Raw genomic sequence first — 24,736 nt, 5'->3', positions numbered from 1 at the left:
TTAATTTCCCCCACCAATGACAGGCATGGCCTGTATGTCTTGCCATAAGTTTTGATTGATTTGTGCAATAGCATCTTTCGACATGACTTCACTTGGGCTAATGCCTAAGCTCAAACTTTCTGCTTCAATGGCCTTTTGCCAGCCATCCCGTAACAACTGGACTTTACGCAGACGGATGTCTTGTAATTGAAGCGTGGCTTGCTGAACATCGGTTAAAGCAAACTTGCCTGCCAAGAAACCTTGTAGCGTCTTACTTTGAACTTGAGTCGCCAAAGGAATTTGAGTCTCGTCAACGACTTTGAATTGCAGCTCTAAACCCTGCAACTCGGTTAAAATTGTGCCTATTTGCAGCGCATTTTGCTTCAGATAAAACTCTTTCTGACGCTCTAATAAGTTCATTTTTTCTTGCGCGATTTTTATGCCATTTTGCTGACGATCGAAAATATTAAGCGGTACACTGACTCCGACTACTAATTGATTTTGTGTGGAGTTTTCCAAGGATTGGGTGCGGTTGACACCTAGGTTTAAAGTGGGGTTAGGACGTGCCTTTGCCCTTAGTTGATCAACCGTTGCTTGAGACTCTAATACCAGTAAAGCTCGATATTTCTCAACGTAGTTTTCCGCTAAATATTCTTGAACCTGTTCATGAGTCGATTTTGGCCAGAGCTTTTGTGAAGAGAGGTTTACCTGCAATGACTTATCAGACGTACCCCATAAATTTGATAATTGTTGGGTGGCCACTTGTACCTGTAAGTCTGCCTGTCTAAAAAGACGGATATTTTCAGCATGGCTTAAACGTGCGCGATTTACATCTACTTGGGCAATACTGCCTGCATTAAAGCGCTTTTCGATTGCTTGAAGGTTTTCTTGGCTCACCCGAAGTTGTTCATTGACAATGTTTTTTTCAAGTTCAGCAATGGCCAGTTGTGACCATACATATTTCACTGCAAGCTCAATTTGTGCTTGATAAATCTTCTGTTTCAGCGCTGTTTTATCTGTAGAGAGACTGGCTAATTTTTGGTTTGCTCTTCGCTCACCAAAAATATCCAAGGGTTGTGATATGCCAATGGTAAGCTCTTTTTCATTATTTGAACCAAATCCCGTTTGTTCAACTGACAGTTCAGGATTTTTAAACAGCTTACTTTGCTGAAGATTCGTGGCATTAATGCTGTTTTGCGTTTCCCAGAAATTTTGGGACGCTTGATATTGGTTAACCTGCTCAATAGCTTGCTGCAGCGTTAAATCTTGAGTACTGGCGACTACGGAAGTACTGAAGCTGATCATTGCAGATAGCAAGATACCGCTACCTAAGGCTGACCAGGATAAATTCAGGATGGAGGTATCCTGATGTAATTTGTTTTTTGACATGAAAATGCCCCACGCATAATGAAATTAGGAGTGGTGGGCTTTTATAAGACTACCCCACCAATAGTAGGGGCAAATCGGGAGGCGGGGTTAATTGATCCAGATAAGGGGGTTTATAAAAAGTTATTCCCAAATAAGTTGGGGTAATGCCGGTCTCAAAATTAGCTTTAAGCTTCAGATCATCGGGTGGGTCAATCTGAATCACGATTGTATTTGAGAAATGACTGCACTTTTCGTTAAAACAAACCTTCTGACAATAGTCATAGATTTCTTTATAGTTTTCTAGGGAATAAAGTGCTTGACGAGGACTATCACTCTTTTCGTCTAAATCGATTGGATTAGAGAGTATTGAATTGGGTATGTTTGGCATTTCATGCAGACACGCAGCCTCTGCCACACTCCAAATATTCTGGAATGTGAATAAGAGTACCAATATCTGGATTAGAAATGTTTTTCTCTTCATACACAAATCTGTATTTAAAACACCAATAAGAAGCTGTCCAGATCTATCAAAGATCTGATCACAGAATTTGAGTAACCTTAAACTTTTTGCAGCCTTAAGTAAAGATATACAGAATTTTTGAAAAAAGCATAGGTCTAGATAATCAAGCTAGATTTTTTAGAACTCCACATTGGTCAATTGTACATAAGCCATCACAAGTACCTCTTAAATCAGATAATTGTTCAATAAGCTTTTGTTGCTTGATTATATTTTCTCTGATAGCACTGACATGTAAGTCAATTAATTCATTCACATCTGAACAATTTTTCTTGGGATTATCTTTATAGGTGAGTAATTGACGAATTTCATTCAAACTCATATTTAAAGTTCGGCAATTCAAAATAAACTTAATTCGCTCAACATAGCCTATATCGTAAAGGCGGTAATTTCCTTCCGTTCTTTCGGGTTCCGGAATTAAACCTTCCTTTTCATAAAACCTAATTGTTAATACTGAACATGAGGTTTTTTTAGAGAGTTCACCAATTTTTAAATGCATTGAGTTGGTATTTCCAAAAAATCTTGACTCTATAGTAACTATAGGGATTCTAATATTCAAAGTTTATAAATTTTTTTAATGGGTATAACTATGAGTGGCTGTGGATGTAGTAAAGAAACACCATGCGAAGATAAGAAATCTCAACAAGAAAATCATCCATCAATTGCAGAAGCAAGCAATTCAAAGAATTGTGATAATACGCCTAGCTGTTGTGGTGAAGAGGAAGAAGAAAAATCTTCATCTCCTTGCTGTAACACTTCAAACAGTTGTGAAGATACCGCTCAATCCTGTTGTGGTTCTGATCCCAAAGAAAATTTAAGCACTGAAAACGTTTTAAAAGATTCGCACTACATGAGTGAATACTTAGTTCCCAAAATGGATTGTTCTGCGGAAGAACAGATGGTTCGTATGGCGCTATCTTCAATTGATGGTGTTCAAAAACTCATCTTTGATTTACCTAACCGGTCTTTAAAGGTTCTACATAATCAAAAAGATGAAAATATAACCACCAAACTTGAAGCTTTGGGTTTTGGTGCAAAGCTTGTGAAGACTGAAACTTATATAAGCAATCAACAGGCTAAGCAAACAAGTACCTATACCATTCCTAAAATGGATTGCTCTGCTGAAGAGCAAATGGTCCGTATGGCTCTTGCAGATATTGAAGCAGTTAAAGGTCTTACTTTTGATCTTCCCAATCGAAAACTGAAAGTCTTCCATAATGAAGGGAGTCAGCAAATTACGGCCAAACTTGAAGGACTGGGTTTTGGGGCGAAACTTGATGAAACACAGCTTTCTTCAGGCGATATACCTAATGAACCTGATCCTGTGAGACAAGCTAAAGTACTTAAACTGTTATTAGGCATTAATGCTCTACTGTTCTTTATAGAATTCATCAGCGGAATTATTGCTGCGTCTACAGGATTGATTGCTGATTCTCTAGATATGTTTGCCGATGCAGCCGTTTATGGTATTGCGCTATATGCCGTCGGAAAAGCTGCGAAATATCAAGTGAAAGCAGCCCATTTCGCAGGTTGGATTCAGTTATTACTTGCTGTCATCGTGATTATTGATGTCATTAGACGATTCATGTTTGGAAGCGAGCCAGAATCAACGCTCATGATTGTTATTGGCCTGCTCGCACTTATAGCTAACGTGACATGCTTATATCTTATTTCTGGTCATCGAGAAGATGGCGCACATATGAAAGCCAGTTGGATTTTCTCGGCGAATGACGTTGTCGTAAATATGGGCGTTATATTTGCCGGTGTACTCGTGGCGTGGACGGGATCAGCTTACCCAGACTTAATCATTGGCATCCTGGTTTCTTTATTCGTGCTTAATGGTGCTCGAAAGATTTTGGCTTTGAAGTAAGAGTATCGAAAATGAATCTATTTCAAGTTAAACAAAATCAGATCGTCAAAATTAGAGATCTCAAAAAAGGTAATCAATACAGTCATACCACTGATCCCGTATTGGAACGGCTCCAACTATTAGGTTTTAGAGAGGGTGAAACTCTACAAGTACTCGCTAAAGGTGTTTTTGGCGGAGATCCTGTTTTAGTTCAAATTGAAACTTCAAGATTCGCATTAAGAAAGAATGAAGCTGAAAGAATTTTTGTAGAGTTAGTATCCAATGAAGATTAAGAACATTGCATTAGTCGGTAATCCAAATTGCGGAAAAACCTCTTTATTTAATACGCTTACTGGTACGCGACAAAAAGTTGCCAACTATGCTGGGGTTACCGTAGAAAGAAAAGAAGGTTCTTTTAAATTACCTTCTGGTGATGCAATACGAGTATTGGACTTACCCGGAACTTACAGTTTAAAACCTAGTAGTTTAGATGAAGAAGTCACCAGGGCAGTTTGTTTGGGCGAGCTAAAAGGTGAAATTCTACCCGATATTTTTATATGCGTTGTAGATGCCACAAATTTAAGCTTACATTTGAGCTTGGTTCTCGAAGTTCGTGCTCTAAATCGCCCTATGATTCTTGTATTAAATATGATGGATGAGGTCAAAAAGCGTGGTATTTCCATTGATAAGGATAAACTGTCTCAACTGTTAGGTATCCCTGTAGTTGAAGCTGTCGCAGTTAAAACAAAAGGAATTCAAGATTTAATTAATCAATTAGATCAAAAAAATCTTTTTATTACTCCTTATCATTCTGAATTAAGTCATTTTGAACAGGTCAAACAAATCACCAAACAAGTTATTTTAAATAATGACAGTGGTGATAAAAGAACCGCATTTCTAGATAAAATTTTTCTACATCCTGTATTGGGTTTAGTAATCTTAACTTTAACCATGTTTGTGATGTTCCAGGCGGTATTTATATGGGCAACGCCTTTTATTGAATTCATTGAAAATTTTATCGTATGGCTCAGTGATTTTATTGGACCACTAATCCAACATCCTCTATTAAAAAGCTTGGTAGTCGATGGGGTAATTGCTGGCACAGGTAGCGTGCTTGCATATATGCCTCAGATTTTGATTTTATTCTTCTTCATTTTAATGCTTGAAGAGTCAGGCTATTTACCCCGAGCAGCATTTCTTTTAGATAAATTAATGTCTAAAGCCGGGCTTAGCGGCCGTTCATTTATTCCTCTGCTATCCAGTTTTGCTTGTGCGATTCCCGGAATTATGGCAACCAGAAGTATCAGCTCTGAACGGGACCGATTAGCAACAATTATGATTGCACCATTGATGACCTGTTCAGCAAGATTGCCCGTATATGCTTTATTGATCGCGGCATTTATTCCGAACCAATTAATCTACGGCTGGTTAAGTCTGCAAGGATTAGTCCTTTTTGGTCTTTATATGTCGGGAATAGTCTCAGCGTTATTAGTTTCACTCTTTCTGAAGTTGGTTCGAAAAGATAAAACTGAAAGTATTTTTATTTTTGAGCTTCCCACATACCGAATTCCAGATATTAGAAATATTGCATTAGGCTTATATGATAGGGCAACTATTTTCTTAAAACGAGTTGGTGGCATTATCGTTGCGCTGTCTATCTTGTTATGGGTGCTAGTCACGTTCCCTCAACCACCAGATAATGCAACCATGCCGGCCATTAACTATAGTTTAGCTGGTCAGTTAGGGCATTTAATTCATCCTATATTTGCGCCTATTGGGTTTACATGGGAAATATGTATTGCACTCATTCCTGCTATGGCAGCAAGGGAAGTTGTAATTGCTGCTCTTGGGGTGATTTATGCGATGTCAGGTGATGAAGATACAGTAACTCAAAGTCTGTTAAGTCAAATTTCAGGCCCGGATGGATGGGGGTTAGCCACAGGTTTATCATTATTGGTATGGTTTATTTTTGCTCCCCATTGTCTTGCTACGTTAGCAACAATTAGACGAGAAACTGGCAGCTGGAAACAGCCCATCATTATGGCAACTTATTTGTTTGCATTAGCCTACATCTTTTCATTCATCACATATCAAGTTGCGAGTAATTTTTAATTAGCAAATGAATAAAATAAGGGAGCTAGCTCCCTTATTTTATTGAAATACTCACTATAAATGAAGCGCTTTTACAAGAAAAACTGTATAGATATCAATAATATTAAACAGCTTCCTAAGAAAACTTCTAATTTAATTATAAATTATGAAAGAGTTCCCTCTTTTTAGTGCAATTCATGAAATAAGGTTTAAATATCAAAAATTATGGCTTAATGAATAGCATGATCTTGTAGACACTTTTAGTGAAATAATAATCAAAATATTGGAATGCTCCCAGTAGCCTAGACACAAAACCGATTCTAAAATTCTTATACTCGATATGGATAATTATTCTGAAAATTTTTTAGTATTAATTTCTTGTAGATAAGTGAAGATCTCATCTACTGTAGCTCTCGCTGTTCTAGAAACGCCAATTAATGTTGCAGATGCCATACCTGTCCAATCTCCATATCCAACTAACCACAAGTTAGGTAACTTAATAGACCTTCCATTTTGAACTTCTACAAAGTTATCTCGCTCTACTATATCTATACTTTTTAGATGATTTAATGAAGCCTTAAATCCAGTACACCAAATAATCACATCAATTTTCTCTTTTTTTCCATCTGGCCAAATAACTGCATCTGTAGCTAAAGATTGAAAAGGTGGACGGCTATGTAAGACTCCTCTATTCCTTGCCTCTTTGACACTATCGATCATCACAATATCACCTAGGCCACCTATTGGCTGGTCAACTTTTCTTCCTTCTTGTTGTACTTTTAAACGCTCAGTTGCTCTTAAAAACAGTACTCGACCATCGACATCATCAGGTAAAAATTGAGGCGGAGTTTTTGTGACCCAAATGGTTTCAGCAACTTGTGAAACCTCAGCGAGTATTTGCGCGCCCGAATTCCCCCCACCCACCACGATGACTTTCTTATCTTTAAATGGATCTGCATTCAGGTAATGGGCTGAATGTAACTGCGTGCCTTGAAAGTTTTCCTGTCCCGGATAATCAGGAATAAACGGCTGGCGCCATGTCCCTGTTGCACTGACCGCCACCTTGGCTCGCCAAAACTTTTCTCCAGCATATACGTCTAAATACTTTCCCTTCGATTCCACACGATCGACATGTACTGGACGAACAATCGAAAATTGATATCTCTGTTCATAAGCCGATAAATACTGGATCACCTCATTTCGTGTTGGATAGGTCTGTTCAGTGATGGGCATCATCCAACCGGATAGAGAACTCCAGGTATTAGGAGAAAAAAGACGCAATGACTCCCAGGTATGCAGCCAGGCACCCCCCGCTTGATTTTGCTCATCCAATATAATGAATGGGATTTTCTTGCGCTTTAAAAAATAAGCGGTAGATAAAGCGGCCTGCCCACCACCGATAATGATCACATCAGTTTCAGTCTGTTTCTGGTTCAAAGCCTTCACCTTTTCCTTATTTATCTCTGACTTCTTTAATGTAAAAACCCAATCATGAAGACTGGGTTTTTACAATATTCATTGTACCTTTAACAGCACTTCATCGGTACAGCATAAAAGTGTTACTGACCTGGCAATGAGGCGCAGTATTTAATACCATCCAGCATTTATAAACTGCGCTGATTTACACGCTTGGACAACTCTTCAGCCGATTCCTTGCGTTCAGAATAACGATCAGTCAGGTATTTGCTTTGACCACGAGTCAGTAGAGTGAACTTAAATAACTCTTCCATGACATCCTCAATCCGGTCATAGAAAGCTGAAGGCTTCATTCGTCCATCTTCTTCGAATTCCAAGAAAGCTTTCGGAATTGAAGACTGATTTGGAATGGTGATCATCCGCATCCACCGCCCCAAAATACGCATCTGGTTCAGGCTGTTAAATGACTGTGATCCACCACTGACTTGCATCAAGGCAAGGGTTTTACCTTGGGTAGCACGGATTGCTCCTCCTGCAAGTGGAATCCAGTCTATTTGTGATTTAAAAATGGAACTCATAGAACCATGACGTTCAGGTGAACACCAGACCATACCTTCAGACCATGCAAGAAGCTCATGCAGTTCTTTTACTTTTGGATGCTCAGTATCCGCATCTTCTGGCAAAGGAAGGCCCCACAAGTGATAGATACAGATAAAGCACACATATGGAGGTGCTTTGTCACGGTTAAAATGGGAAAGAAAAGGTCCACCAGATCTTGAGCACAGGCAGGTTAAGTATAAAAATAACGTGATCGAATGTAATCATGGCAAGCTAAAGCGGATCATTAGGGCCACTTTAGGATTCAAATCGATGAAGACGGCTATGCCACATGCATCTATTCAGATGGCATTAAACACCGATGATGTACAGACGAAGTAGTAGCAGCCGATCCTACTAAAAGAATAGCAAACGATAAAAACAGCGATAAGCATGTTTTTAACCACTGCATAAAAATAGACCAAAAATTAAGCTTTTTTAGTTTTACAGATTCGAAAATAAATAGTAATAATTCATGAATAGTAGCCGAAGCTACCATTCATGAATCCAAATCATACTATTTTAAAAAACAAACTCGATACCTGCACCATACAACCATCCTTTTTCTGAATTGGACGCTTGTTGTAGAGAAGTTAGCTTTTGTCCCTTTTCATATTGATAAGCTACATCAACAAAAGGTTTAATCCGTTTAGTAATCTCATAACGAGTTTTCAGCCCAGTCTTCAATTCGGATAATCCGTTTTTTGAAGCATAGTTAGAATCATCGTTTAATACTAAATCTGCTTCAATATAAGGTTGAGTAATAAGTTTTTGGGTTAGCAAGAAGTCACGCTCTAATTCAAAACTAGCTCCCCAAAAATTATTTTCACCACCATATAAATAAGCCTGAGTTTCAAAGAAATAAGGAGCTAGACCTAATATACCAATAACCCCATCCACTCGATCGCTGCTGCTGTTATTTTTATCTTCACTATATCTTACCCCAGCTTGTACATCCCAAAATGGGGCTACGTTACGGCTATAAAGTGCTGATACAGCATATTTTGGATCATTACTTTCTGACTTTTCCGAATTGGCTTCAATAAATAGACGATTTTCATCTGTTCCAATTAAAGTTTCAAACTTTGTTCCTAGGTTGCCCTTACCGTCTTCATCAACCATCCATTCATTTTCAAATTTTGTCGTTTGATAAATTTGTCCACCATGTTCTTTAAGATGATCATCATGAGATGGGGCTGATCTCTTTCTTGCGGTCAGAATAATATTATCTCCCCCATTTGCATTTTCCATTGAATAATATTCTGGATACAATTCTTGGGGGCTATATCTTAAGCCACCAGACTCCTGTAATAAGACTCTCATACCATTTGTAATATTACTTTCTTGTTCCGAAGTGCTGCTATTAGCAAAAGTTAAGTTTGATATACTTATTAATGCAATTGATAAGACTGTTTTTGAGAAGAAATTCTTAGTGATTTGCATGTGGATTTACTCCCTTCTCACTTATTGGGGGCTGAGCAACAGTCTTTGTAGAATTACCATCTTCCACTTGAGCTACAATGAGTTTATTCATCATTCCTGCACTCATATGGTAAAGCAGGTGACAATGAATAGCCCACTCACCTAACTCATCAGCTGTGAGTAGAGTGGTTATCGTTTTCCCAGGTGGAACAATTACCGTATGTTTGTTTGGCATATTGCTTGGATCCTGACCATTCTCAAGCTGCATAAACATGCCATGTAAGTGCATTGGGTGAGCCATCATACTGTCATTGACAAATTTTAAGCGAATACGTTCACCATACTTCACCACTAGTGGGTCGGCTTCATTAAATTTTTTACCATTTATTGTCCAAATATAACGCTCCATGTTTCCACCAAGACGGATCTCTATTTCACGTTCAGCTGCACGAGTGTCTTTTTGAGGATCTAACGATTGCAAATCACTATATTGCAATGCTTTATTACCTTCAGGTGTTGAAGCATTTGCCCATCCAAATACGGTATTATCATTCTTGTCTGAAGCCGCCTTAACAGTAGCGCTATTCATCGGCATATCATGATCCATACCTTTCATAGAAGACATATCATGATCCATACCTTTCATAGAAGACATATCGTGATTCATGCCTTTCATAGAAGACATATCATGATTCATATCTTTCATTGAAGACATATCATGATCCATACCTTTCATAGAAGACATATCGTGATTCATGCCTTTCATAGAAGACATATCATGATCCATACCTTTCATAGAAGACATATCGTGATTCATGCCTTTCATAGAAGACATATCATGATTCATTCCCATATCTTCCATAGTCAATAAAGAACGAGGACGAGGCTTAGGCATCTCAATTTGTTTTACAGGTGAGGTATTTTCATCATGTAAGGTTCCAACCGAAAATCCAGTACGATCAATAGATTCAGCTTCGATTTGATAATGGGCTTGTTTCGGTTCAACAATGACATCATAAGTTTCAGCAGTACCTATACGGAACTCATCTACAGGAACGGGCTTTACAGGTTGACCATCAGCACTGACTACAGTCATTTTTAGGTTTGGAATGCGTACATCAAAGAATGACATAGCGGAAGCATTAATAAAACGAAGGCGAACTTTTTCACCAGCTTTGAAGTTACCCGTCCAATTTTGCTGAGGTGTCTTGCCATTCATTAAAAATGTATAACCAGTCACATCGGACATATCTGTTTTCAGCATTCGCATCTGATTCCACATAGAACGGTCTTGCCAAGTCGCTTTTAGCCCATCACGTTTAACTTGTTTTAATACATCGAATACTGTTTCGCGGCGGTTCTGATAGTAGTCTGCTTCTTTTTTAATATTTTTCATAATTTGATCACTTGTCGAATTATGAAAATCAGAAAGCAAAACAACGTAATCTTTATCGGTTTTTTCAGCAGCTGTTAGTGGAGTTTTATCTTTAGGATAAATAACAAAAGCACCATATAAACCGTCTTGTTCTTGTCCTTTACTATGTGAATGATACCAATAAGTACCATTTTGGCGGACTTTAAACTTATATTCATAAGTTTTATTAGGGGCAATGCCATTAAATTTGTTAAATCCAGGTACACCATCCATAATTCCAGGTAATAATAAGCCATGCCAATGGATTGAAGAGTCCTGATTTTTTAACTTATTGTGAACACGGATAACGGCCTCATCACCTTCTTCAAATTCAAGAAGTGGTGCAACGAATTTACCATTTACAGTAATTCTCTCAACTGGTTTTCCTGTGATATTTACAGTTTGTTCAGCGATTGTTAAATCATATTCTTTAACTGCCGCCATTACCCAAGTTGATGAAAATAAACCAACTCCAATTAAGAGTATATGACTTAACTTTTTTGACATTCTATCTCACCTTTAGAAAGGTCAAGATTGAAGTAATAAAGCAAATATTTAGTATAAACTTTAATACTTCTTTCTCGCTATTTATAAAATTATTTATTGCTACTAGGCATATTCATCTTTGAATGATCCATTTTAGAATGGTCCATATTCATCATAGAATGATCCATTTTTGACATGTCAGATGAGTTAGGAGACTGATGTTGACTATGATCTTGCTGAGTCTTGTCATCTTTTTCCATTTTACAAGGTTTTGTACAAGGTTCCTGTGCTTTTACCGTTTTAGTGGCACTTGAGGTTGATACATCTTTTGCCCAAGATTGAGTACCAGCAATTAAAGTTCCAGCACACATTAAAATTGTTAGACTACGACGCACTACAGTTTTCATAAGTTTCTCTAAAAGTTAATTTCTTGCTACTACAATAAAGTGAAGCACTGAACATCTAAGTGACTTGAAAATGACATTTTTGTAATCTATCTCGATCAGATGTTTTATAACGTTATTATAGTTTTAATGAATGACTTAGGATTCGGAAATGAGAATACTATTAGTTGAAGATGAACAAAAAACTGGTGATTATCTCAAGCAAGGTTTATCCGAAGCTGGCTATATTACGGACTGGGTTACAGATGGGTTAACGGGTAAACATCAAGCTCTTTCTGAAGAGTATGACTTAATTATTTTAGACGTGATGTTACCTGGACTAAATGGTTGGAATATTATCAATGATATTCGTAGCAGCGGTAAAACAATGCCCATTCTGTTTTTAACAGCCAGAGATCAGATAGAAGATCGAGTAAAAGGTCTAGAGTTAGGCGCTGATGATTATTTAATAAAGCCTTTTGCTTTTGCAGAGCTTCTTGCTCGAATCAAAACTCTCCTTAGACGAGGGCAGCAAAGAGAAGATAGTAATATTATTAAGATTGCTGATTTAGAACTTGATTTGAGAAAACGTCGGGTAACACGAGCAGGTCAACGCATTGATCTGACGGCTAAAGAATTTGCGCTTATGGAGCTTTTTATGCGTAGAAGAGGTGAAATTCTACCAAGAGCACTTATTGCATCTCAAATTTGGGATATGAACTTTGATAGTGATACGAATGTCGTTGAAGTCGCTATTAAACGATTAAGAAGTAAAGTTGACAGTAACTTTACTCCCAAATTAATTCAGAATATTCGAGGAATGGGGTATGTACTAGAGGTAGAGGATGAATAATAATTTATTCAGAGCGATCAGTTTCCGGATCGGTATCATTTTCTCATTATCTACTATTTTCATTCTAATTATTATGGGTTTGTTCATAAATAAATTAGTAATGCATCATTTTGAAACTCAAGACCGTACCCAATTAGAAGGTAAAATCCAGCTTATTCAGAATCTTCTCCAACAGCATCCTAAAAATTCTCCAGAACTTAATCTTTATTTAAGAGATGCGTTAGTTGGACACCATGATCTTATGGTCCAAATAGAACGACCGACAGGTAAAGTTTTATTTAGTTCAGCATCCTCAATCATTAATACTCAAAATTTAATCAAGTCAGCAAATAATTCATGGATTAAATGGCAAGTTCAAAATAAGACCTATCGTGGCATGATCTACACTACAGGTATAAATAGAAATTCTGAAATACAATCTGTACGAATTATTGTTGGGATCGATACATCAGAACATCTACATTTTCTAAAAGATTTTAAGCGTCAACTTTTGTATATTGGTTTGGCTGGTACAATTTGTTTAATGTTTTTAGGTTGGTTTGCAACCTGGAGAGGTTTAAGACCAGTGCAAAAAATGGCTAAGGTCGCAGAAGGAATTTCTGCTCAACATCTTTCAGAACGTTTAGAAGTTGAGCATACACCAACCGAACTAAAATCATTGGCAATCGCCTTCAATGCTATGCTGGACAGACTAGAGTCAGCTTTAGAAAAACTTTCCGATTTTTCATCTGATTTAGCACATGAAATTAGAACACCGATTAATAATTTAATGACCCAAACTCAAGTATGTCTCGCCCGTAACCGAGATATTGGTACTTATCAAGAAATACTATTTTCTAATTTAGAAGAATTTGAACGTTTGGCTCGAATGGTGTCCGATATGCTTTTCTTGGCAAAAGCAGAACATGGCTTAAATTTACAGAACTTACAGAATATTGACCTCATTAAAGAAGTTACCGCTTTATTTGATTTCTATGACGCTCTAGCTGCCGAAAAAAATATGACACTTCAACAAACAGGATCTGGCAATGTAAAAGGTGATCCTGCTATGTTACGTCGCGCACTCAGCAACCTATTGTCTAATGCAGTTAAATATGGAAACAAGAATTCTACAATACAGATAAAACTTCAACAGAATTTAGATAACACAATATTTTCAATTGAAAATGAAGGCCCTGAACTCTCTCCTGAACAACTATCCAGATTATTTGATCGTTTTTATCGAACAGATGCGTCTAGACAAAGAACAGAAGAAGGAACCGGCTTAGGGCTTGCCATAACAAAATCTATTCTTGATATGCTTGGGGCGACCATTCAGGCTGAATCCCTCAATGGTCGAATCATTTTTACCATTGTTTTTCAAAGTGAATCCATGCAAGGGGAATCATTTTAACTCATTTTTTGAACATCTTCCATTTACCCGAGTTGACCTTACATAAAGCTCAAACTGAGAGCCAGAGCTACGCCAGCACCTATCATGGCAATTGTGTAGCCAAATATGATAGCTCGGCCAAACTGTGCCCCCCCTGTCATCCATGCAATTGTCGCTTTGCTTAACATGTTGCTCAGTGTGGCCAGCCCTAGCGCGACAGCAGCCACATTTGTTGTTAAGCCTTCAGTACTATGCAGGCGGGCAAGTGAGACTAAAATAGCATCTACGTCTGCTAGCCCAGAAATAGTCGATAATACGAAGATGCCGCTGGTGCCCAACCATTGTTTTGCTGCCGGGACCAAGACTGCCATGACAGCCAGGAAAGCAGCGAAGCTGAATGCTGTCCCAAGATCAAAAGGAGCCATTGCTTCTATTGTTCGATCGTTGTTTTCAGCGCTGGTAATTTGGCGTTGTCTCCACAATGCCATACCCAGCAGAAGGATTCCCGCAATCATCATTGCACCACCAAAAGTGCTTAGCAATGCTGGCTCAATGACGCCTATCAGCACAACCATACGAAAAAACATGATGCCACAGGCAGCCAATGTTCCAGAAATAGCAGCACTGACCATGACGGGGTGCTGGCGTGTATAGCGTGCCAGTGCGACAGTTGCAGCTGTAGAAGATGCCAAACCACCCAATAGACCTGTCCAGAATATGCCTCTTTCTGAACCGGTAAGCCGCATGGCAAAATGACCTGCCAGAGAGAGTCCGGCAATCAGGATCACTGCCCACCATAACTGGTAAGGATTTAATGCAGCAAAAGGTCCCAGACCCGTATTGGGTAAGTAGGGTAATATAACGACAGAAAGTACCAGCAACTGCAGGGATGCGGTTAATTCACGATGCTCTATCAAGCGTAGCCAACCGTGTAAGGTTGGCTTGAGATCCAAAAATACAGCGACGATTACAGCCGCGGTTAATGCTAAAGTAACATTACCATGGGATGCATATGCACCTAAAACTAATGTCAACAGCATCGCGATCGTCGTGGTAGCGCTTAGATTACCGGAAAGTTTTGCGGTACGCGCGTAGGACACTGTTAATAATAAGGAAAGCCCTAATACGGCCGCGACCAGCGGCCAAGGCCCGAAGTTTGGTTGTAAATGACCGAGCACTCCTCCGAGCAATCCTGTCAATGTGAAGGTACGTAGGCCTGCTACTCGGCTGCCCTCGGGCAATTCACGATCGTGCCATCCTCGTTCTAAACCAATGAGCAGGCCGATGGCAAGTGCTGCAATAAGACCTGGTACATCTGGTGGAAGAAAAGAACTCTCCATCATAACTTTTTATTTCGCAAGCGAAGGGCATTCGTGATGACTGAAGCTGAACTAAAACTCATCGCCAAGGCCGCAATCATGGGTGACAATAACCAACCGGTAAATGGATAGAGTACGCCAGCTGCGATTGGGATACCCAAGGCATTGTAAAGGAAAGCAAACATGAGGTTCTGTTTCATGTTGCCAACAGTAGCTTCCGAAAGGGAACGGGCAACCGCGATACCGCGTAAATCCCCCTTGACCAGCGTAACTTGAGCACTATTCATTGCGACATCAGTTCCGGTCCCCATAGCGATACCGACATCAGCCTTGGCTAGTGCTGGTGCATCATTGATTCCATCGCCGGCCATTGCCACGATGCGACCTTCCTTCTGCAATTTGCTGACCAGTTCTAGTTTATCTGCGGGTTTAACTTCACCATGTACCTCATCAATACCCAGACGTGCTGCGACTGAACGGGCAGTGGTGAGACCATCTCCTGTTGCCATCACGATACGTAGTCCAGCTTCCTTCAGGGTGGCAAGTGCTTCAGGGGTACTTTTTTTGATGGGATCGGATACTGCAAGCAGGCCGGCCAATTCACCATTGATGGCTAGATGCATCACACTTGCACCTTCTGAACGCAGCTCTTCGGCTTGCGGAATCAGAGATTGTACCGAGATACCTAATTGCTCCATCAGTGCTGTGTTGCCCAAAGCTAACTGACGATCGCCCACTTGACCTCGAACACCAATCCCTGAGCCTGATTCAAAATTATCTGGTGTTTCAAGAGACAGGCCACGTTCGTGTGCTGCATTTACAATCGCTTCGGCTAGCGGGTGTTCACTGCCTTGATCAAGACTGGCGGCTAAACGTAATACTTCAGATTCATCGAAACCTGATGCGGCAACCACACGATCGAATACAGGGCGTCCTTCGGTCAACGTACCTGTTTTATCGATGATTAGTGTGTCAATCTTGCGCAGATTCTCAATGGCTGCTGCATCGCGGAACAACACACCATGAGTAGCACCTTGACCCGTTGCAACCATGATAGACATTGGAGTTGCCAAGCCTAGTGCACAAGGACAGGCAATAATGAGTACTGCCACAGCATTGATTAATGCATAAACCCAGCTCGACTCTTCTGGGCCGAACAATCCCCATCCAAAGAAGGTAAGCAAGGCAATGGTCACTACAGCCATGACGAACCAACCTGCTACCTGATCAGCCATACGTTGCATTGGTGCTCTCGAGCGTTGAGCTTGTGCCACCATCTGTACGATCTGGGACAACATGGTACTTGAACCAATTTTCTCTGAACGCATGATCAATGAACCATTGGTATTCAGGGTAGCGCCAATGACTTTATCGCCGACACGTTTAGTGATTGGTAAAGGTTCGCCTGTCAGCATTGATTCATCTACTGAACTACTTCCTTCAGTGACTACACCATCCACAGGAACTTTTTCATCTGGGCGGATGCGAAGTAAATCTCCTACATGGACATGAGTCAGAGGAACGTCTTCCTCAGTTCCATCGGACAGAATTCGGCGAGCTGTTTTAGGAGCAAGTCCGAGTAGTGACTTAATTGCAGCAGAAGTTTGCGAACGTGCTTTTAATTCTAGTATTTGTCCCAGTAGGGTCAACGAAATAATGACCGCTGAAGCTTCAAAGTAAACAGCGACACGGCCCATGGAAATAAATGAGTCTGGAAAGATTTGTGGCGCTACAGTTGCAACCACACTGTAAATAAAAGCAGCCCCTGTACCTAGACCGATCAGGGTCCACATGTTCGGGCTGCGATTCACGACCGATTGCCAACCACGGGAAAAAAATGGCCAACCTGCCCAGAGTACGATCGGCAGTGACAACACTAATTCAATCCAGCTCTGAACCGCCATGTCGAACAGGTTCAGTTGATGGCCAAACATCGCCAAAAAAGTCACGACTATGGTCAGTGGCAGTGTACACCAGAAGCGTCGACGGAAATCACGTAACTCAGGATTCTCATCTTCCTCTAACTCGGGAATGAGTGGCTCCAGTGTCATTCCACATTTAGGACAGTTTCCAGGATGATCTTGTTTAATTTCTGGATGCATTGGGCACGTATAGATGGTCGTGCCTGTTGTGCTTGTCTCATTAACGGATTGAGTAGTCTGATGATGCTGTGTATGTGCATCGGCAGTCGTCGTTGCGGGTTTAGCGATATATTGCACCGGGCTGCTATGAAACTTTGATTGACATTTATCACTGCAAAAAAAGTAAGTTTTCCCCTTAAATTCCTCATGGTATTTCGATTCTTCAGTGACGGTCATACCACAGACTGGGTCTTTCAGTACGTCTGTTGTAGCCTGTGCCATATGGTCCTGGTTATGATTTTTTTGATCTGACATAAATAATTCTCTTATGGTAAAGTGGTTTTATGGCCGAATTTTGGAATAAATCTCGGAGTCTGTTGAGCATAGCTGTCATAGACAGCGCCAAACTGTTTACTCATTTCAGCCTCTTCCTTAATTGCCAAGCGGCTGTACATTAAGAGTAGGATTGGAAACATAATCAGTGTCAGTAAAGTTGGCCATTGCAATAAAAAACCCAGCAAGATCATCACAAAAGCCACGTATTGTGGGTGACGTATACGTGCATAAGGGCCTGTGATCGCTAAAGAATGCTGACGTTGCGCGTTGTACAGCACGTGCCATGACGTTGATAACAGGTAAAATCCATAGCCCAAGAAAACGTAACTGGCGATATGCAAAATGCCAAAATGTGGATCACCTTTTTCACCTAATAGCGTTGACCACAAGTGACCTGCATTATGAGAAAGTAAGTCAAGTTGAGGGAAGCGAGTTTGAAGCCAACCAGATAACAGGTAAATGGTTAAAGGAAAACCATACATTTCGACAAATAGAGCAATGATAAAAGCCGAAAAGGCCCCAAATGTACGCCAATCGCGCGCAGTGGAAGGTCTAAAAAAACTGAAAGCGAACATGATAAAAACTGTTGAGTTAATGATAACCAGCGTCCATAAACCATAAGCCGATTCCGCATGATTCATGATGGATCTCCTGATAAGAGCTATTTTTTGTTATCAGATATATCGGATTTTTTTTGCTGCGAGTGGTTATGCCCATGACCACCATGCATAAAAATATGCATCAGTGGACACGCTAAAAGGAATAAATAAGGCAAAGCACCGATAACGTGGGCTAAATGTTCCGTTAATAGAAAATAAGCTGCGATACCACCCAGCACGATTAGACCAATGGCATAACGTGTAGACCAGAAGTTAGGTACTGAATTATTTTCTTGGTGTTGGTGATTCATGGTGCTTTCCCCTAATTCATGGGTAACTATTTAGTTGCTGACGGAGGCATACAGTCCATCATCATCTGCATCATGGATTGCATCATGTCCATACGTTTTTCCATCATCTGCTGACGGTCAGCCATATTTGCATTCATGCTTTGGCTGCCCATCTGTTTCATCATACTCATACCTCCTTGCATGAGTTTCATGTGCTCAGCCATAAGTTTCTGACGTTCTTGTGGGGTTTTTGCAGCCATCATCTTCTCATGCATGGCTTGCATCGCCTTCATGTGTTGATCCATTGCAGCCATTTTATCTGTAGCAGTGGTGCTGGTAACTGTTTGCTTAATTGTTACTGCAGATGGTGCTGTTTTTTCAGGGTGGTGATCTTTGTGTTCATCGGATTGCTGTGCAAATGTATTCAATGACGCGGCTGCGATACATAAGCCCAAAAAAATGTTTTTGAATTTCATCATAATTTTTTCCTTTAAATAATTTGGAAGTAAAAGCTATGTTTTAGTACTGAACAGAGACTAGGAATTTGACTACTAAACTGATGAAATTTTTGGTTATTCTCTGTCTCTCTTAAAAATTTTAGCACTATTAATTAATTATTTTTAAAAATGACAAAAATGTAATTTTGAGATCTTCTCGAAATATATAGTCTATGCTGAGATGACAAAAATTTTATTTAATATTAATCTTTTAAAACTATTAAAGTTGTTATGATTTTATGTGCTTAAAAAAATAAAAATGAAATGATTAGATGACTCCAAGGCTAGTTAGAGACACATTCTTAATGTAATTTACACTGTTATTCCTTTAAAGAAAAAATACAGTTGATCAAAATAGTTTTTTATAGAAAAAAGGGTGGATAATTTAATTATTAAACTTATTGGTATATTTATTAGATAGAAGGTAAAGAAGATTATTTTTAATATTAGGGTTTATAATCCAAATTTCAGAGTAAGGAATCTACTACTTATATAATAGAGATTCCATCTCCAAAACAGTACTACTGTATGAATGAGTTGTATTCAATGCAGGGAAGAATGTAGATCCTTAATACTAACGGAAAATTATTTTACTGAATTTTCATGTAAAGACTCATTTAATTGATCAATCACTGTCGTCCATTCACCATCAGAGTGTAGTTTTTCTTCTAAAAAATGACGTTGAGCATCAGTCCAAAAAATTGCTTGTGTTAAAAAAACATCTCCAGCTAGCTGATGGCTCTCTATGAATTTTGCAATTGCTTCTTCAGTAGAAGCTAAACCAAGCTGTTCAAATAATTTGGTCATTCTTGGACGTGTTTGAGTCATGTGCTTAGCCCACAAATTTATATTAGATCAAATTAAACATAACATGTTTATATTTAAACTAAAATATAAAAAATTAAATAGCTACTATTTTCTTAGACAAAATGATTACTACATTTCATAAATCAACCACCTACATAATTTGTTTGTTAAATGATCATTATTTTTCAATAAGATTATTTTAATAGTTAAAGATTTTAAATTTTAAAAATGACAAAAATGTAATTTTGAAGTCATCGCTCTGTTTCTGTCTCTCACTAATAATTGAAATATAAGAGGAGATGATGTGGTCTCATTAAATATAGATTTTATAAAGTCATCTCTAATGAACTAACGAATCAAGAGGAAACGTAAATGAAATTATTTCAAAATAAAATGACTGCTCTACGTAATGTTGTAGTAGCTGCAACGATGATTGTGGCTACTACAACTACGTTCGCTCATGTGAGTTTAGTGAGTGCGATTCCTGCGGAAAATGCATCTATCCTTAGTCAACCAAAGAACTTGACCCTTAACTTTGGTGCAGAGGTTATGTTGATGAATATTAAGTTACTGGATGCTCAGCGAAGAGATGTTCCTTTAAAATATAAAGTTACTCATGACTTAAAGAAATCCTTTGATGTCGCTCTTCCGAAACTGAAAAAAGGTAAATATACCGTTGTCTGGACAACAATGGGGAAAGATGGTCACAACATGAATGGTGAATATAGTTTCACTATCAAATCAACTAAATAAGAATTGATTACCTTTCAACATGTCAGTGAGGTGCTGGCATGTTGTTCTAGAATGGACAAAAATAATGATTTCTGAATATTGGATGTGGGCCACTTGGTTAACTAAGGTTATTTTATATTTAAGTGTAGCTTTTGTCGTTGGTGGAGCCTTTTGCTATTTTTTACTTAGACAATATCTTGAACTAAAAGAATCGATTCTTAAATATATTACAATTGGCGCTGGATTAGGCCTAATTTCCAGTACCTTGGGATTTTTTATTCTGATTGGTAGTTTTGCCAATACTGGTATTACAGGTATGGTGGACCCCACGTATATTAATATATTGGTTAATACTCCGACGGGGTATATATACGTTCTTCGTTCTATTAGTTTTGCTCTTTTACTTCTTCTCATGGTGGTTAAACTTAACAGGAACAAAGGTCATTTTTCTATAATTGAAAGTTCAATATTTTGTATTTTACTTATCCCGATTATTTTTAGTTTTTCCCAGCTCGGACATGTCGCTAATTTAACCTTACTTGCTCAAATTTTATTATCAATCCATATTCTAGTTATGTCGTTATGGATGGGGTCTTTATATCCGTTATGGAAAACCAGCCGGGAAATAAGTGGTTTACCTTTAAAAGATCGCATGCATGTATTTGGACGTATTGCTGCTTTCATTGTTGGGATATTAATCGCCTGTGGCGCTAGTGTAGCTCTTCTTTTAATTAAAGATTTTAATACCTTAATCAATACTGCATATGGCTATGGTTTCATGGTTAAAATGTTTTTTGTTATAAGTATTCTACTTTTAGCTGCCTTCAACAAATGGTATTTCACCCCGCGTCTTCAACATCCTAAATTCGCTAAACACCTTAGTCATGCCATTTTATTTGAGATGTTATTAGGTCTATCAATTCTATTAACAACAGGCTATATAACCACTGTCGTGGGTATTGAATAAGAGAATTTCAAAATAAGGGAATTGAGGAAATTTAACATTACTGCATTTATCTTTTGTAGCTGAGCAATAAAGTTTCTACTGGACTGTCAACTTACGACAATCAGAACAGTAAAATCGCATCATGAGGCATTATACATAAAGGTAGTCACCGGTTTTTAGCTTATCTTCAACCCATAACGGTCTCATCTATTCAGTTCACTACCATTGATTGAAATAACTAATCTTATAAATTTCAGAGTGATCGTAGATGACAAAAATGTCATTTTAAAGTCACATTAATGTTGGTTAAGTACTTTTACTGTAGTCATTAGAACACTCTTCTTTGGAATACTCTGAAGAAAACTGTAAGGTTGTAAACAGACCAAGTTACAGCGAGTAACTGATTCAGAAAAAGGCTGGTTGTATGGTGAAAGTTTAGAGTTCCTGTTCTAATGTTTTAAACAAATATTTTGTTAAAAAGGAGCAACATATGAAATTTCACATCGCTAATATGACTTGTGGTGGTTGTGCACGCGGCATTACTACCGCAATTAAAGAGCTCGACTCGAATGCCTCACTCGATATTGATTTACAAAACCGTATTGTTGAAATCAACACAACGGTGAGTCAGGATCAAGTCATTGCCACTCTCAGTGAGCGTGGATTTACAGCTGATCCTGCTTAATCTCTGTTAGAGTAACAGTGGGAATTCCTTACCACTTTTACTCTCTCTTATTTTCCTCATCGTACAGATAAAACCTGTACTTGCTTGAAATAAAAGTAATCCCTGAATTCCCCCTAATCTTGGTTCGAGCTGATCTTCGCATATAGAACTCAGCATATCTAAATGATAGAGATCGTATATGAGTACCGAAATGACTGATACGCCACACTACAGTGAAACATTAGAGATTGAGGGGATGACATGTGCTTCTTGTGTAGGCCGTGTGGAAAAAGCTTTAAAATCTGTTGAGGGTGTTGAATCGGCTCATGTAAATCTGGCTACCGAAAAAGCAGTCATTTATGCGCATCAACCACTTGATCGCGCTACTTTAATTAAAGCCGTAGAAAAAGCAGGCTACGAAGTGGAAGCGCTGCAACCAATAGAGCTTACGATTGAGGGTATGTCATGTGCTTCTTGTGTAGGTCGAGTAGAAAAAGCCTTAAAATCTGTTGAGGGTGTGGAATCAGCACATGTAAATCTGGCTACTGAAAAAGCGACTATTCAGGCAAGCTCATCTGTCACTCGTGACTCGTTAATTCAGGCTGTCACCAAAGCAGGGTTTGAAGCAAAGTCAGTTCATCAAACTACGGAAAGCTTTCAAGATAAAAAGAATATTGAATTAGAAAAACTTAAAAAAGATTTAATTTTGTCAGTCTTATTGACTCTACCCGTTTTTATTTTAGAAATGGGATCACACCTGATTCCCGCCTTTCATACGTTTATGATGGATAACATTGGCCAACAAAATAGCTGGTTAATGCAATTTTTCTTGACCACAGTAGCATTAATTTTTCCAGGCCGACGCTTCTTCAAAAAGGGCATCCCAAGTTTATTCCGCTTAGCACCAGACATGAATTCCTTGGTGGCTGTAGGAACATTGGCTGCTTATCTTTATTCAGTGGTTGCTACTTTCTTTCCAAGTGTCCTGCCACAAGGCACGGTCAATGTTTATTATGAAGCTGCAGCGGTTATTATCACTTTAATTCTATTAGGTAGATTTTTTGAAGCCAAGGCAAAAGGCCGAACGTCTTTAGCAATTCAACATCTAGTTGGAATGCAGCCTAAAGTTGCCAGAATACAGCTCAATAATCAGGTGATAGAAGTTCCGATTGCCGAAGTTCAAACAGGAACGATTGTAGAGATTAGACCAGGTGAGCGTATCCCTGTCGATGGTGAAGTTATTCACGGCCAAAGTTTTATTGATGAATCCATGATTACTGGCGAGCCTATGCCCGTTGAAAAAACGATAGGCTCTACTGTGGTAGGAGGAACAATTAACCAAAGTGGTAGCTTAAATATCAAAGCCACCTCTGTTGGTAGTTCATCAGTGCTTTCTCAAATCATCCGAATGGTTGAACAGGCACAGGGTTCCAAGCTGCCTATTCAGGCATTGGTTGATAAAATTACCATGTGGTTTGTACCTGTAGTAATGGGTCTCTCTCTTTTAACTTTTCTTACGTGGTTTATCTTCGGCCCTGAACCAGCCCTAACTTTTAGTTTAGTGAACGCGGTTGCTGTACTCATTATTGCATGTCCTTGTGCGATGGGACTTGCAACGCCTACATCAATCATGGTGGGAACTGGGCGGGGTGCTGAAATGGGGGTTTTATTTCGTAAAGGTGAAGCTTTACAGCTGCTCAAAGAAACTAAAGTGGTTGCAGTTGATAAAACAGGGACTCTGACTGAAGGGAAACCAGTTTTAACCGATCTGCATGTCTTAGAAGGTTTTGAATACAATGCCGTACTTTCACTGATGGCAGCCGTTGAATCAAAGTCTGAGCACCCTATTGCTCGAGCAATTGTACAAGCAGCTATAGATAAGGAATTAATCCTGTCTCCTATTGCTGATTTTAAATCAGTGACTGGCTACGGAATAGAAGCGAAGGTTTCTGAGCATTTGGTTCATATTGGTGCAGATCGATATATGGAAAAACTAAGTTTGAATCCTAATGTTTTTTCTCAATTTTCGGATCGTTTGGGAGAAGAAGGAAAAACCCCTCTCTATGTTGCGATTGACCAGAAACTTGCTGCCATTATTGCTGTAGCAGATCCAATTAAAGAATCAACATTTGCTGCAATTGAAGCGTTACATCAGTTAGGTTTAAAGGTTGCCATGATTACAGGTGATAACCGTCATACAGCTCAAGCGATTGCAAAAAAACTAGGTATTGATGAGGTTATTGCAGAAGTCTTACCTGAAGGTAAAATAGAGGCCGTTAAAAAATTAAAAAATCAATATGGTAAACTCGCATATGTTGGAGATGGCATTAATGATGCCCCTGCACTTGCAGAAGCAGATATTGGTTTAGCGATAGGTACAGGTACAGACGTAGCTATTGAAGCTGCTGATGTGGTTTTGATGTCTGGCAACCTGAAAGGAGTGCCGAATGCTATCGCTTTAAGCAAAGCGACTATAACCAATATTCGTGAAAATTTATTTTGGGCATTTGTTTACAATGCAGCTCTGATTCCTATTGCAGCAGGTGTACTTTATCCGCAATTTGGACTGCTACTTTCTCCTGTATTTGCTGCTGGTGCAATGGCTCTCTCGTCAATATTTGTACTAGGAAATGCTTTACGATTAAAACGTTTTAAAGCCCCCCTTGCAATTATTTAACCATTTTTTATATACATTTAAAGTTTTGTTGGCTTTACTTT

23 protein-coding genes and 2 pseudogenes are annotated in these 24,736 nt (G+C 39.0%); 10 read left to right on the top strand and 15 right to left on the bottom strand.

Annotation, left to right across the window (positions count from 1 at the left end):
* From FTU13_RS07185 to cadR, 3 genes are all read right to left on the bottom strand, one after another.
* The gene (locus tag FTU13_RS07185; RefSeq protein WP_004281854.1) at positions 1–1,368 is read right to left on the bottom strand and encodes a TolC family protein; all 1,368 of its coding nucleotides are present in this window, start codon (positions 1,366–1,368) and stop codon (positions 1–3) included.
* A gap of 49 nt (positions 1,369–1,417) precedes the next feature.
* Positions 1,418–1,828, bottom strand: a complete 411-nt coding sequence (locus FTU13_RS07180) for a hypothetical protein (RefSeq protein ID WP_004733191.1) — start codon at positions 1,826–1,828, stop codon at positions 1,418–1,420.
* A 142-nt stretch (positions 1,829–1,970) separates the two neighbouring features.
* Entirely contained in the window at positions 1,971–2,363 is a 393-nt protein-coding gene (cadR, locus tag FTU13_RS07175; RefSeq protein ID WP_004281856.1) for a Cd(II)/Pb(II)-responsive transcriptional regulator, read from the bottom strand.
* Between the two features lie 90 nt (positions 2,364–2,453).
* On the opposite strand from cadR, the gene FTU13_RS07170 reads away from it, so the two are divergent.
* Genes FTU13_RS07170 through FTU13_RS07160 form a run of 3 tightly spaced genes read left to right on the top strand, consistent with a single transcriptional unit; the run spans position 2,454 to position 5,825 of the window.
* Positions 2,454–3,734, top strand: a complete 1,281-nt coding sequence (locus FTU13_RS07170) for a cation transporter (RefSeq protein WP_114837618.1) — start codon at positions 2,454–2,456, stop codon at positions 3,732–3,734.
* Between the two features lie 11 nt (positions 3,735–3,745).
* Positions 3,746–4,006 (top strand): FeoA family protein, encoded by a 261-nt coding sequence (locus tag FTU13_RS07165; RefSeq protein ID WP_004665962.1) that lies wholly within the window; start codon positions 3,746–3,748, stop codon positions 4,004–4,006.
* Positions 3,996–5,825 (top strand): ferrous iron transporter B, encoded by a 1,830-nt coding sequence (locus tag FTU13_RS07160; RefSeq protein ID WP_174560619.1) that lies wholly within the window; start codon positions 3,996–3,998, stop codon positions 5,823–5,825. Before FTU13_RS07165 ends, FTU13_RS07160 begins: the two co-directional genes overlap by 11 nt.
* A 327-nt stretch (positions 5,826–6,152) precedes the next feature.
* Here FTU13_RS07160 and FTU13_RS07155 read toward each other — a convergent pair whose 3' ends face one another.
* Both FTU13_RS07155 and FTU13_RS07150 read right to left on the bottom strand, forming a co-directional pair.
* On the bottom strand, positions 6,153–7,241 hold the full coding sequence (locus tag FTU13_RS07155) for an ArsO family NAD(P)H-dependent flavin-containing monooxygenase (RefSeq protein WP_180127529.1): 1,089 nt from the start codon (positions 7,239–7,241) through the stop codon (positions 6,153–6,155).
* 167 nt (positions 7,242–7,408) lie between these two features.
* Positions 7,409–7,903: an NAD(P)H-dependent oxidoreductase gene (locus FTU13_RS07150; RefSeq protein ID WP_373423880.1), complete on the bottom strand. Its 495-nt coding sequence runs from the start codon at positions 7,901–7,903 to the stop codon at positions 7,409–7,411.
* Between the two features lie 6 nt (positions 7,904–7,909).
* On the opposite strand from FTU13_RS07150, the pseudogene FTU13_RS07145 reads away from it, so the two are divergent.
* Positions 7,910–8,102: pseudogene (locus FTU13_RS07145) on the top strand (DDE-type integrase/transposase/recombinase); the annotation flags it as partial.
* Positions 8,103–8,118: 16 nt separating this feature from the next.
* Here FTU13_RS07145 and FTU13_RS07140 read toward each other — a convergent pair.
* From FTU13_RS07140 to FTU13_RS07125, 4 genes and pseudogenes are all read right to left on the bottom strand, one after another.
* Positions 8,119–8,316 (bottom strand): annotated as a pseudogene (locus FTU13_RS07140) (hypothetical protein); the annotation flags it as partial.
* Positions 8,317–8,339: 23 nt separating this feature from the next.
* A complete protein-coding gene (locus FTU13_RS07135; RefSeq protein WP_086194806.1) occupies positions 8,340–9,260 on the bottom strand; it encodes a copper resistance protein B in 921 nt (306 codons plus the stop codon).
* Positions 9,247–11,160, bottom strand: coding sequence for a copper resistance system multicopper oxidase (locus FTU13_RS07130; RefSeq protein WP_086194807.1), 1,914 nt, complete (start codon positions 11,158–11,160; stop codon positions 9,247–9,249). The genes FTU13_RS07135 and FTU13_RS07130 overlap by 14 nt, the downstream gene beginning before the upstream one ends.
* Before the next feature lie 89 nt (positions 11,161–11,249).
* Positions 11,250–11,546, bottom strand: coding sequence for a hypothetical protein (locus FTU13_RS07125; RefSeq protein ID WP_004281865.1), 297 nt, complete (start codon positions 11,544–11,546; stop codon positions 11,250–11,252).
* A 148-nt stretch (positions 11,547–11,694) separates the two neighbouring features.
* Here FTU13_RS07125 and FTU13_RS07120 point away from each other — a divergent pair, with 148 nt between their 5' ends.
* Positions 11,695–12,375: a heavy metal response regulator transcription factor gene (locus FTU13_RS07120; RefSeq protein WP_004668313.1), complete on the top strand. Its 681-nt coding sequence runs from the start codon at positions 11,695–11,697 to the stop codon at positions 12,373–12,375.
* Positions 12,368–13,768 (top strand): heavy metal sensor histidine kinase, encoded by a 1,401-nt coding sequence (locus FTU13_RS07115; RefSeq protein ID WP_004281867.1) that lies wholly within the window; start codon positions 12,368–12,370, stop codon positions 13,766–13,768. The genes FTU13_RS07120 and FTU13_RS07115 overlap by 8 nt, the downstream gene beginning before the upstream one ends.
* A 38-nt stretch (positions 13,769–13,806) precedes the next feature.
* Here the strand turns inward: FTU13_RS07115 and FTU13_RS07110 are convergent, their stop codons facing one another.
* The 6 genes from FTU13_RS07110 to FTU13_RS07085 form a co-directional block, all read right to left on the bottom strand.
* The gene (locus FTU13_RS07110; RefSeq protein ID WP_174560621.1) at positions 13,807–15,090 is read right to left on the bottom strand and encodes an MgtC/SapB family protein; all 1,284 of its coding nucleotides are present in this window, start codon (positions 15,088–15,090) and stop codon (positions 13,807–13,809) included.
* Positions 15,087–17,462: a heavy metal translocating P-type ATPase gene (locus tag FTU13_RS07105; RefSeq protein WP_180127533.1), complete on the bottom strand. Its 2,376-nt coding sequence runs from the start codon at positions 17,460–17,462 to the stop codon at positions 15,087–15,089. The genes FTU13_RS07110 and FTU13_RS07105 overlap by 4 nt, the downstream gene beginning before the upstream one ends.
* Before the next feature lie 11 nt (positions 17,463–17,473).
* Positions 17,474–18,124, bottom strand: coding sequence for an isoprenylcysteine carboxylmethyltransferase family protein (locus FTU13_RS07100; protein WP_131271498.1), 651 nt, complete (start codon positions 18,122–18,124; stop codon positions 17,474–17,476).
* A gap of 20 nt (positions 18,125–18,144) precedes the next feature.
* The gene (locus FTU13_RS07095; protein WP_004695740.1) at positions 18,145–18,393 is read right to left on the bottom strand and encodes a DUF2933 domain-containing protein; all 249 of its coding nucleotides are present in this window, start codon (positions 18,391–18,393) and stop codon (positions 18,145–18,147) included.
* Positions 18,394–18,419: 26 nt separating this feature from the next.
* Positions 18,420–18,851 (bottom strand): hypothetical protein, encoded by a 432-nt coding sequence (locus FTU13_RS07090; RefSeq protein ID WP_004695737.1) that lies wholly within the window; start codon positions 18,849–18,851, stop codon positions 18,420–18,422.
* A gap of 603 nt (positions 18,852–19,454) precedes the next feature.
* On the bottom strand, positions 19,455–19,697 hold the full coding sequence (locus FTU13_RS07085; RefSeq protein ID WP_004281876.1) for a DUF2789 family protein: 243 nt from the start codon (positions 19,695–19,697) through the stop codon (positions 19,455–19,457).
* Between the two features lie 351 nt (positions 19,698–20,048).
* Between FTU13_RS07085 and FTU13_RS07080 the strand changes: the two genes are divergently transcribed.
* From FTU13_RS07080 to FTU13_RS07065, 4 genes are all read left to right on the top strand, one after another.
* Positions 20,049–20,429 carry a copper resistance protein CopC gene (locus tag FTU13_RS07080; protein ID WP_004681441.1) on the top strand — a complete coding sequence of 127 codons (381 nt, stop codon included), beginning with the start codon at positions 20,049–20,051 and terminating at the stop codon, positions 20,427–20,429.
* A gap of 64 nt (positions 20,430–20,493) precedes the next feature.
* On the top strand, positions 20,494–21,375 hold the full coding sequence (locus tag FTU13_RS07075; protein WP_004733231.1) for a copper resistance D family protein: 882 nt from the start codon (positions 20,494–20,496) through the stop codon (positions 21,373–21,375).
* Between the two features lie 469 nt (positions 21,376–21,844).
* A complete protein-coding gene (locus FTU13_RS07070; RefSeq protein WP_004281879.1) occupies positions 21,845–22,039 on the top strand; it encodes a heavy-metal-associated domain-containing protein in 195 nt (64 codons plus the stop codon).
* 178 nt (positions 22,040–22,217) lie between these two features.
* On the top strand, positions 22,218–24,695 hold the full coding sequence (locus FTU13_RS07065) for a heavy metal translocating P-type ATPase (RefSeq protein ID WP_005093343.1): 2,478 nt from the start codon (positions 22,218–22,220) through the stop codon (positions 24,693–24,695).
* Positions 24,696–24,736: the final 41 nt, after the last annotated feature.

It is taken from the genome of Acinetobacter sp. YH12064 (genome assembly GCF_013419735.1).
Classification (GTDB): domain Bacteria; phylum Pseudomonadota; class Gammaproteobacteria; order Pseudomonadales; family Moraxellaceae; genus Acinetobacter; species Acinetobacter amyesii.
The sequence above is the reverse complement of the archived record's forward strand: the minus strand, read 5'-3'. Positions and strand labels throughout refer to the sequence as shown.

What these genes read in the sequence shown, in the direction of transcription:
- FTU13_RS07185 (WP_004281854.1), bottom strand. Translation starts at nt 1,368, where the DNA reads ATGTCAAAAAACAAATTACATCAGGATACCTCCATCCTGAATTTATCC.
- FTU13_RS07130 (WP_086194807.1), bottom strand. Translation starts at nt 11,160, where the DNA reads ATGTCAAAAAAGTTAAGTCATATACTCTTAATTGGAGTTGGTTTATTT.
- FTU13_RS07085 (WP_004281876.1), bottom strand. Translation starts at nt 19,697, where the DNA reads ATGACTCAAACACGTCCAAGAATGACCAAATTATTTGAACAGCTTGGT.
- FTU13_RS07165 (WP_004665962.1), top strand. Translation starts at nt 3,746, where the DNA reads ATGAATCTATTTCAAGTTAAACAAAATCAGATCGTCAAAATTAGAGAT.
- FTU13_RS07100 (WP_131271498.1), bottom strand. Translation starts at nt 18,124, where the DNA reads ATGAATCATGCGGAATCGGCTTATGGTTTATGGACGCTGGTTATCATT.
- FTU13_RS07115 (WP_004281867.1), top strand. Translation starts at nt 12,368, where the DNA reads ATGAATAATAATTTATTCAGAGCGATCAGTTTCCGGATCGGTATCATT.
- FTU13_RS07095 (WP_004695740.1), bottom strand. Translation starts at nt 18,393, where the DNA reads ATGAATCACCAACACCAAGAAAATAATTCAGTACCTAACTTCTGGTCT.
- FTU13_RS07180 (WP_004733191.1), bottom strand. Translation starts at nt 1,828, where the DNA reads ATGAAGAGAAAAACATTTCTAATCCAGATATTGGTACTCTTATTCACA.
- FTU13_RS07075 (WP_004733231.1), top strand. Translation starts at nt 20,494, where the DNA reads ATGATTTCTGAATATTGGATGTGGGCCACTTGGTTAACTAAGGTTATT.
- FTU13_RS07125 (WP_004281865.1), bottom strand. Translation starts at nt 11,546, where the DNA reads ATGAAAACTGTAGTGCGTCGTAGTCTAACAATTTTAATGTGTGCTGGA.
- FTU13_RS07120 (WP_004668313.1), top strand. Translation starts at nt 11,695, where the DNA reads ATGAGAATACTATTAGTTGAAGATGAACAAAAAACTGGTGATTATCTC.
- cadR (WP_004281856.1), bottom strand. Translation starts at nt 2,363, where the DNA reads ATGCATTTAAAAATTGGTGAACTCTCTAAAAAAACCTCATGTTCAGTA.
- FTU13_RS07170 (WP_114837618.1), top strand. Translation starts at nt 2,454, where the DNA reads ATGAGTGGCTGTGGATGTAGTAAAGAAACACCATGCGAAGATAAGAAA.
- FTU13_RS07160 (WP_174560619.1), top strand. Translation starts at nt 3,996, where the DNA reads ATGAAGATTAAGAACATTGCATTAGTCGGTAATCCAAATTGCGGAAAA.
- FTU13_RS07090 (WP_004695737.1), bottom strand. Translation starts at nt 18,851, where the DNA reads ATGATGAAATTCAAAAACATTTTTTTGGGCTTATGTATCGCAGCCGCG.
- FTU13_RS07105 (WP_180127533.1), bottom strand. Translation starts at nt 17,462, where the DNA reads ATGTCAGATCAAAAAAATCATAACCAGGACCATATGGCACAGGCTACA.
- FTU13_RS07065 (WP_005093343.1), top strand. Translation starts at nt 22,218, where the DNA reads ATGAGTACCGAAATGACTGATACGCCACACTACAGTGAAACATTAGAG.
- FTU13_RS07110 (WP_174560621.1), bottom strand. Translation starts at nt 15,090, where the DNA reads ATGATGGAGAGTTCTTTTCTTCCACCAGATGTACCAGGTCTTATTGCA.
- FTU13_RS07070 (WP_004281879.1), top strand. Translation starts at nt 21,845, where the DNA reads ATGAAATTTCACATCGCTAATATGACTTGTGGTGGTTGTGCACGCGGC.
- FTU13_RS07135 (WP_086194806.1), bottom strand. Translation starts at nt 9,260, where the DNA reads ATGCAAATCACTAAGAATTTCTTCTCAAAAACAGTCTTATCAATTGCA.
- FTU13_RS07080 (WP_004681441.1), top strand. Translation starts at nt 20,049, where the DNA reads ATGAAATTATTTCAAAATAAAATGACTGCTCTACGTAATGTTGTAGTA.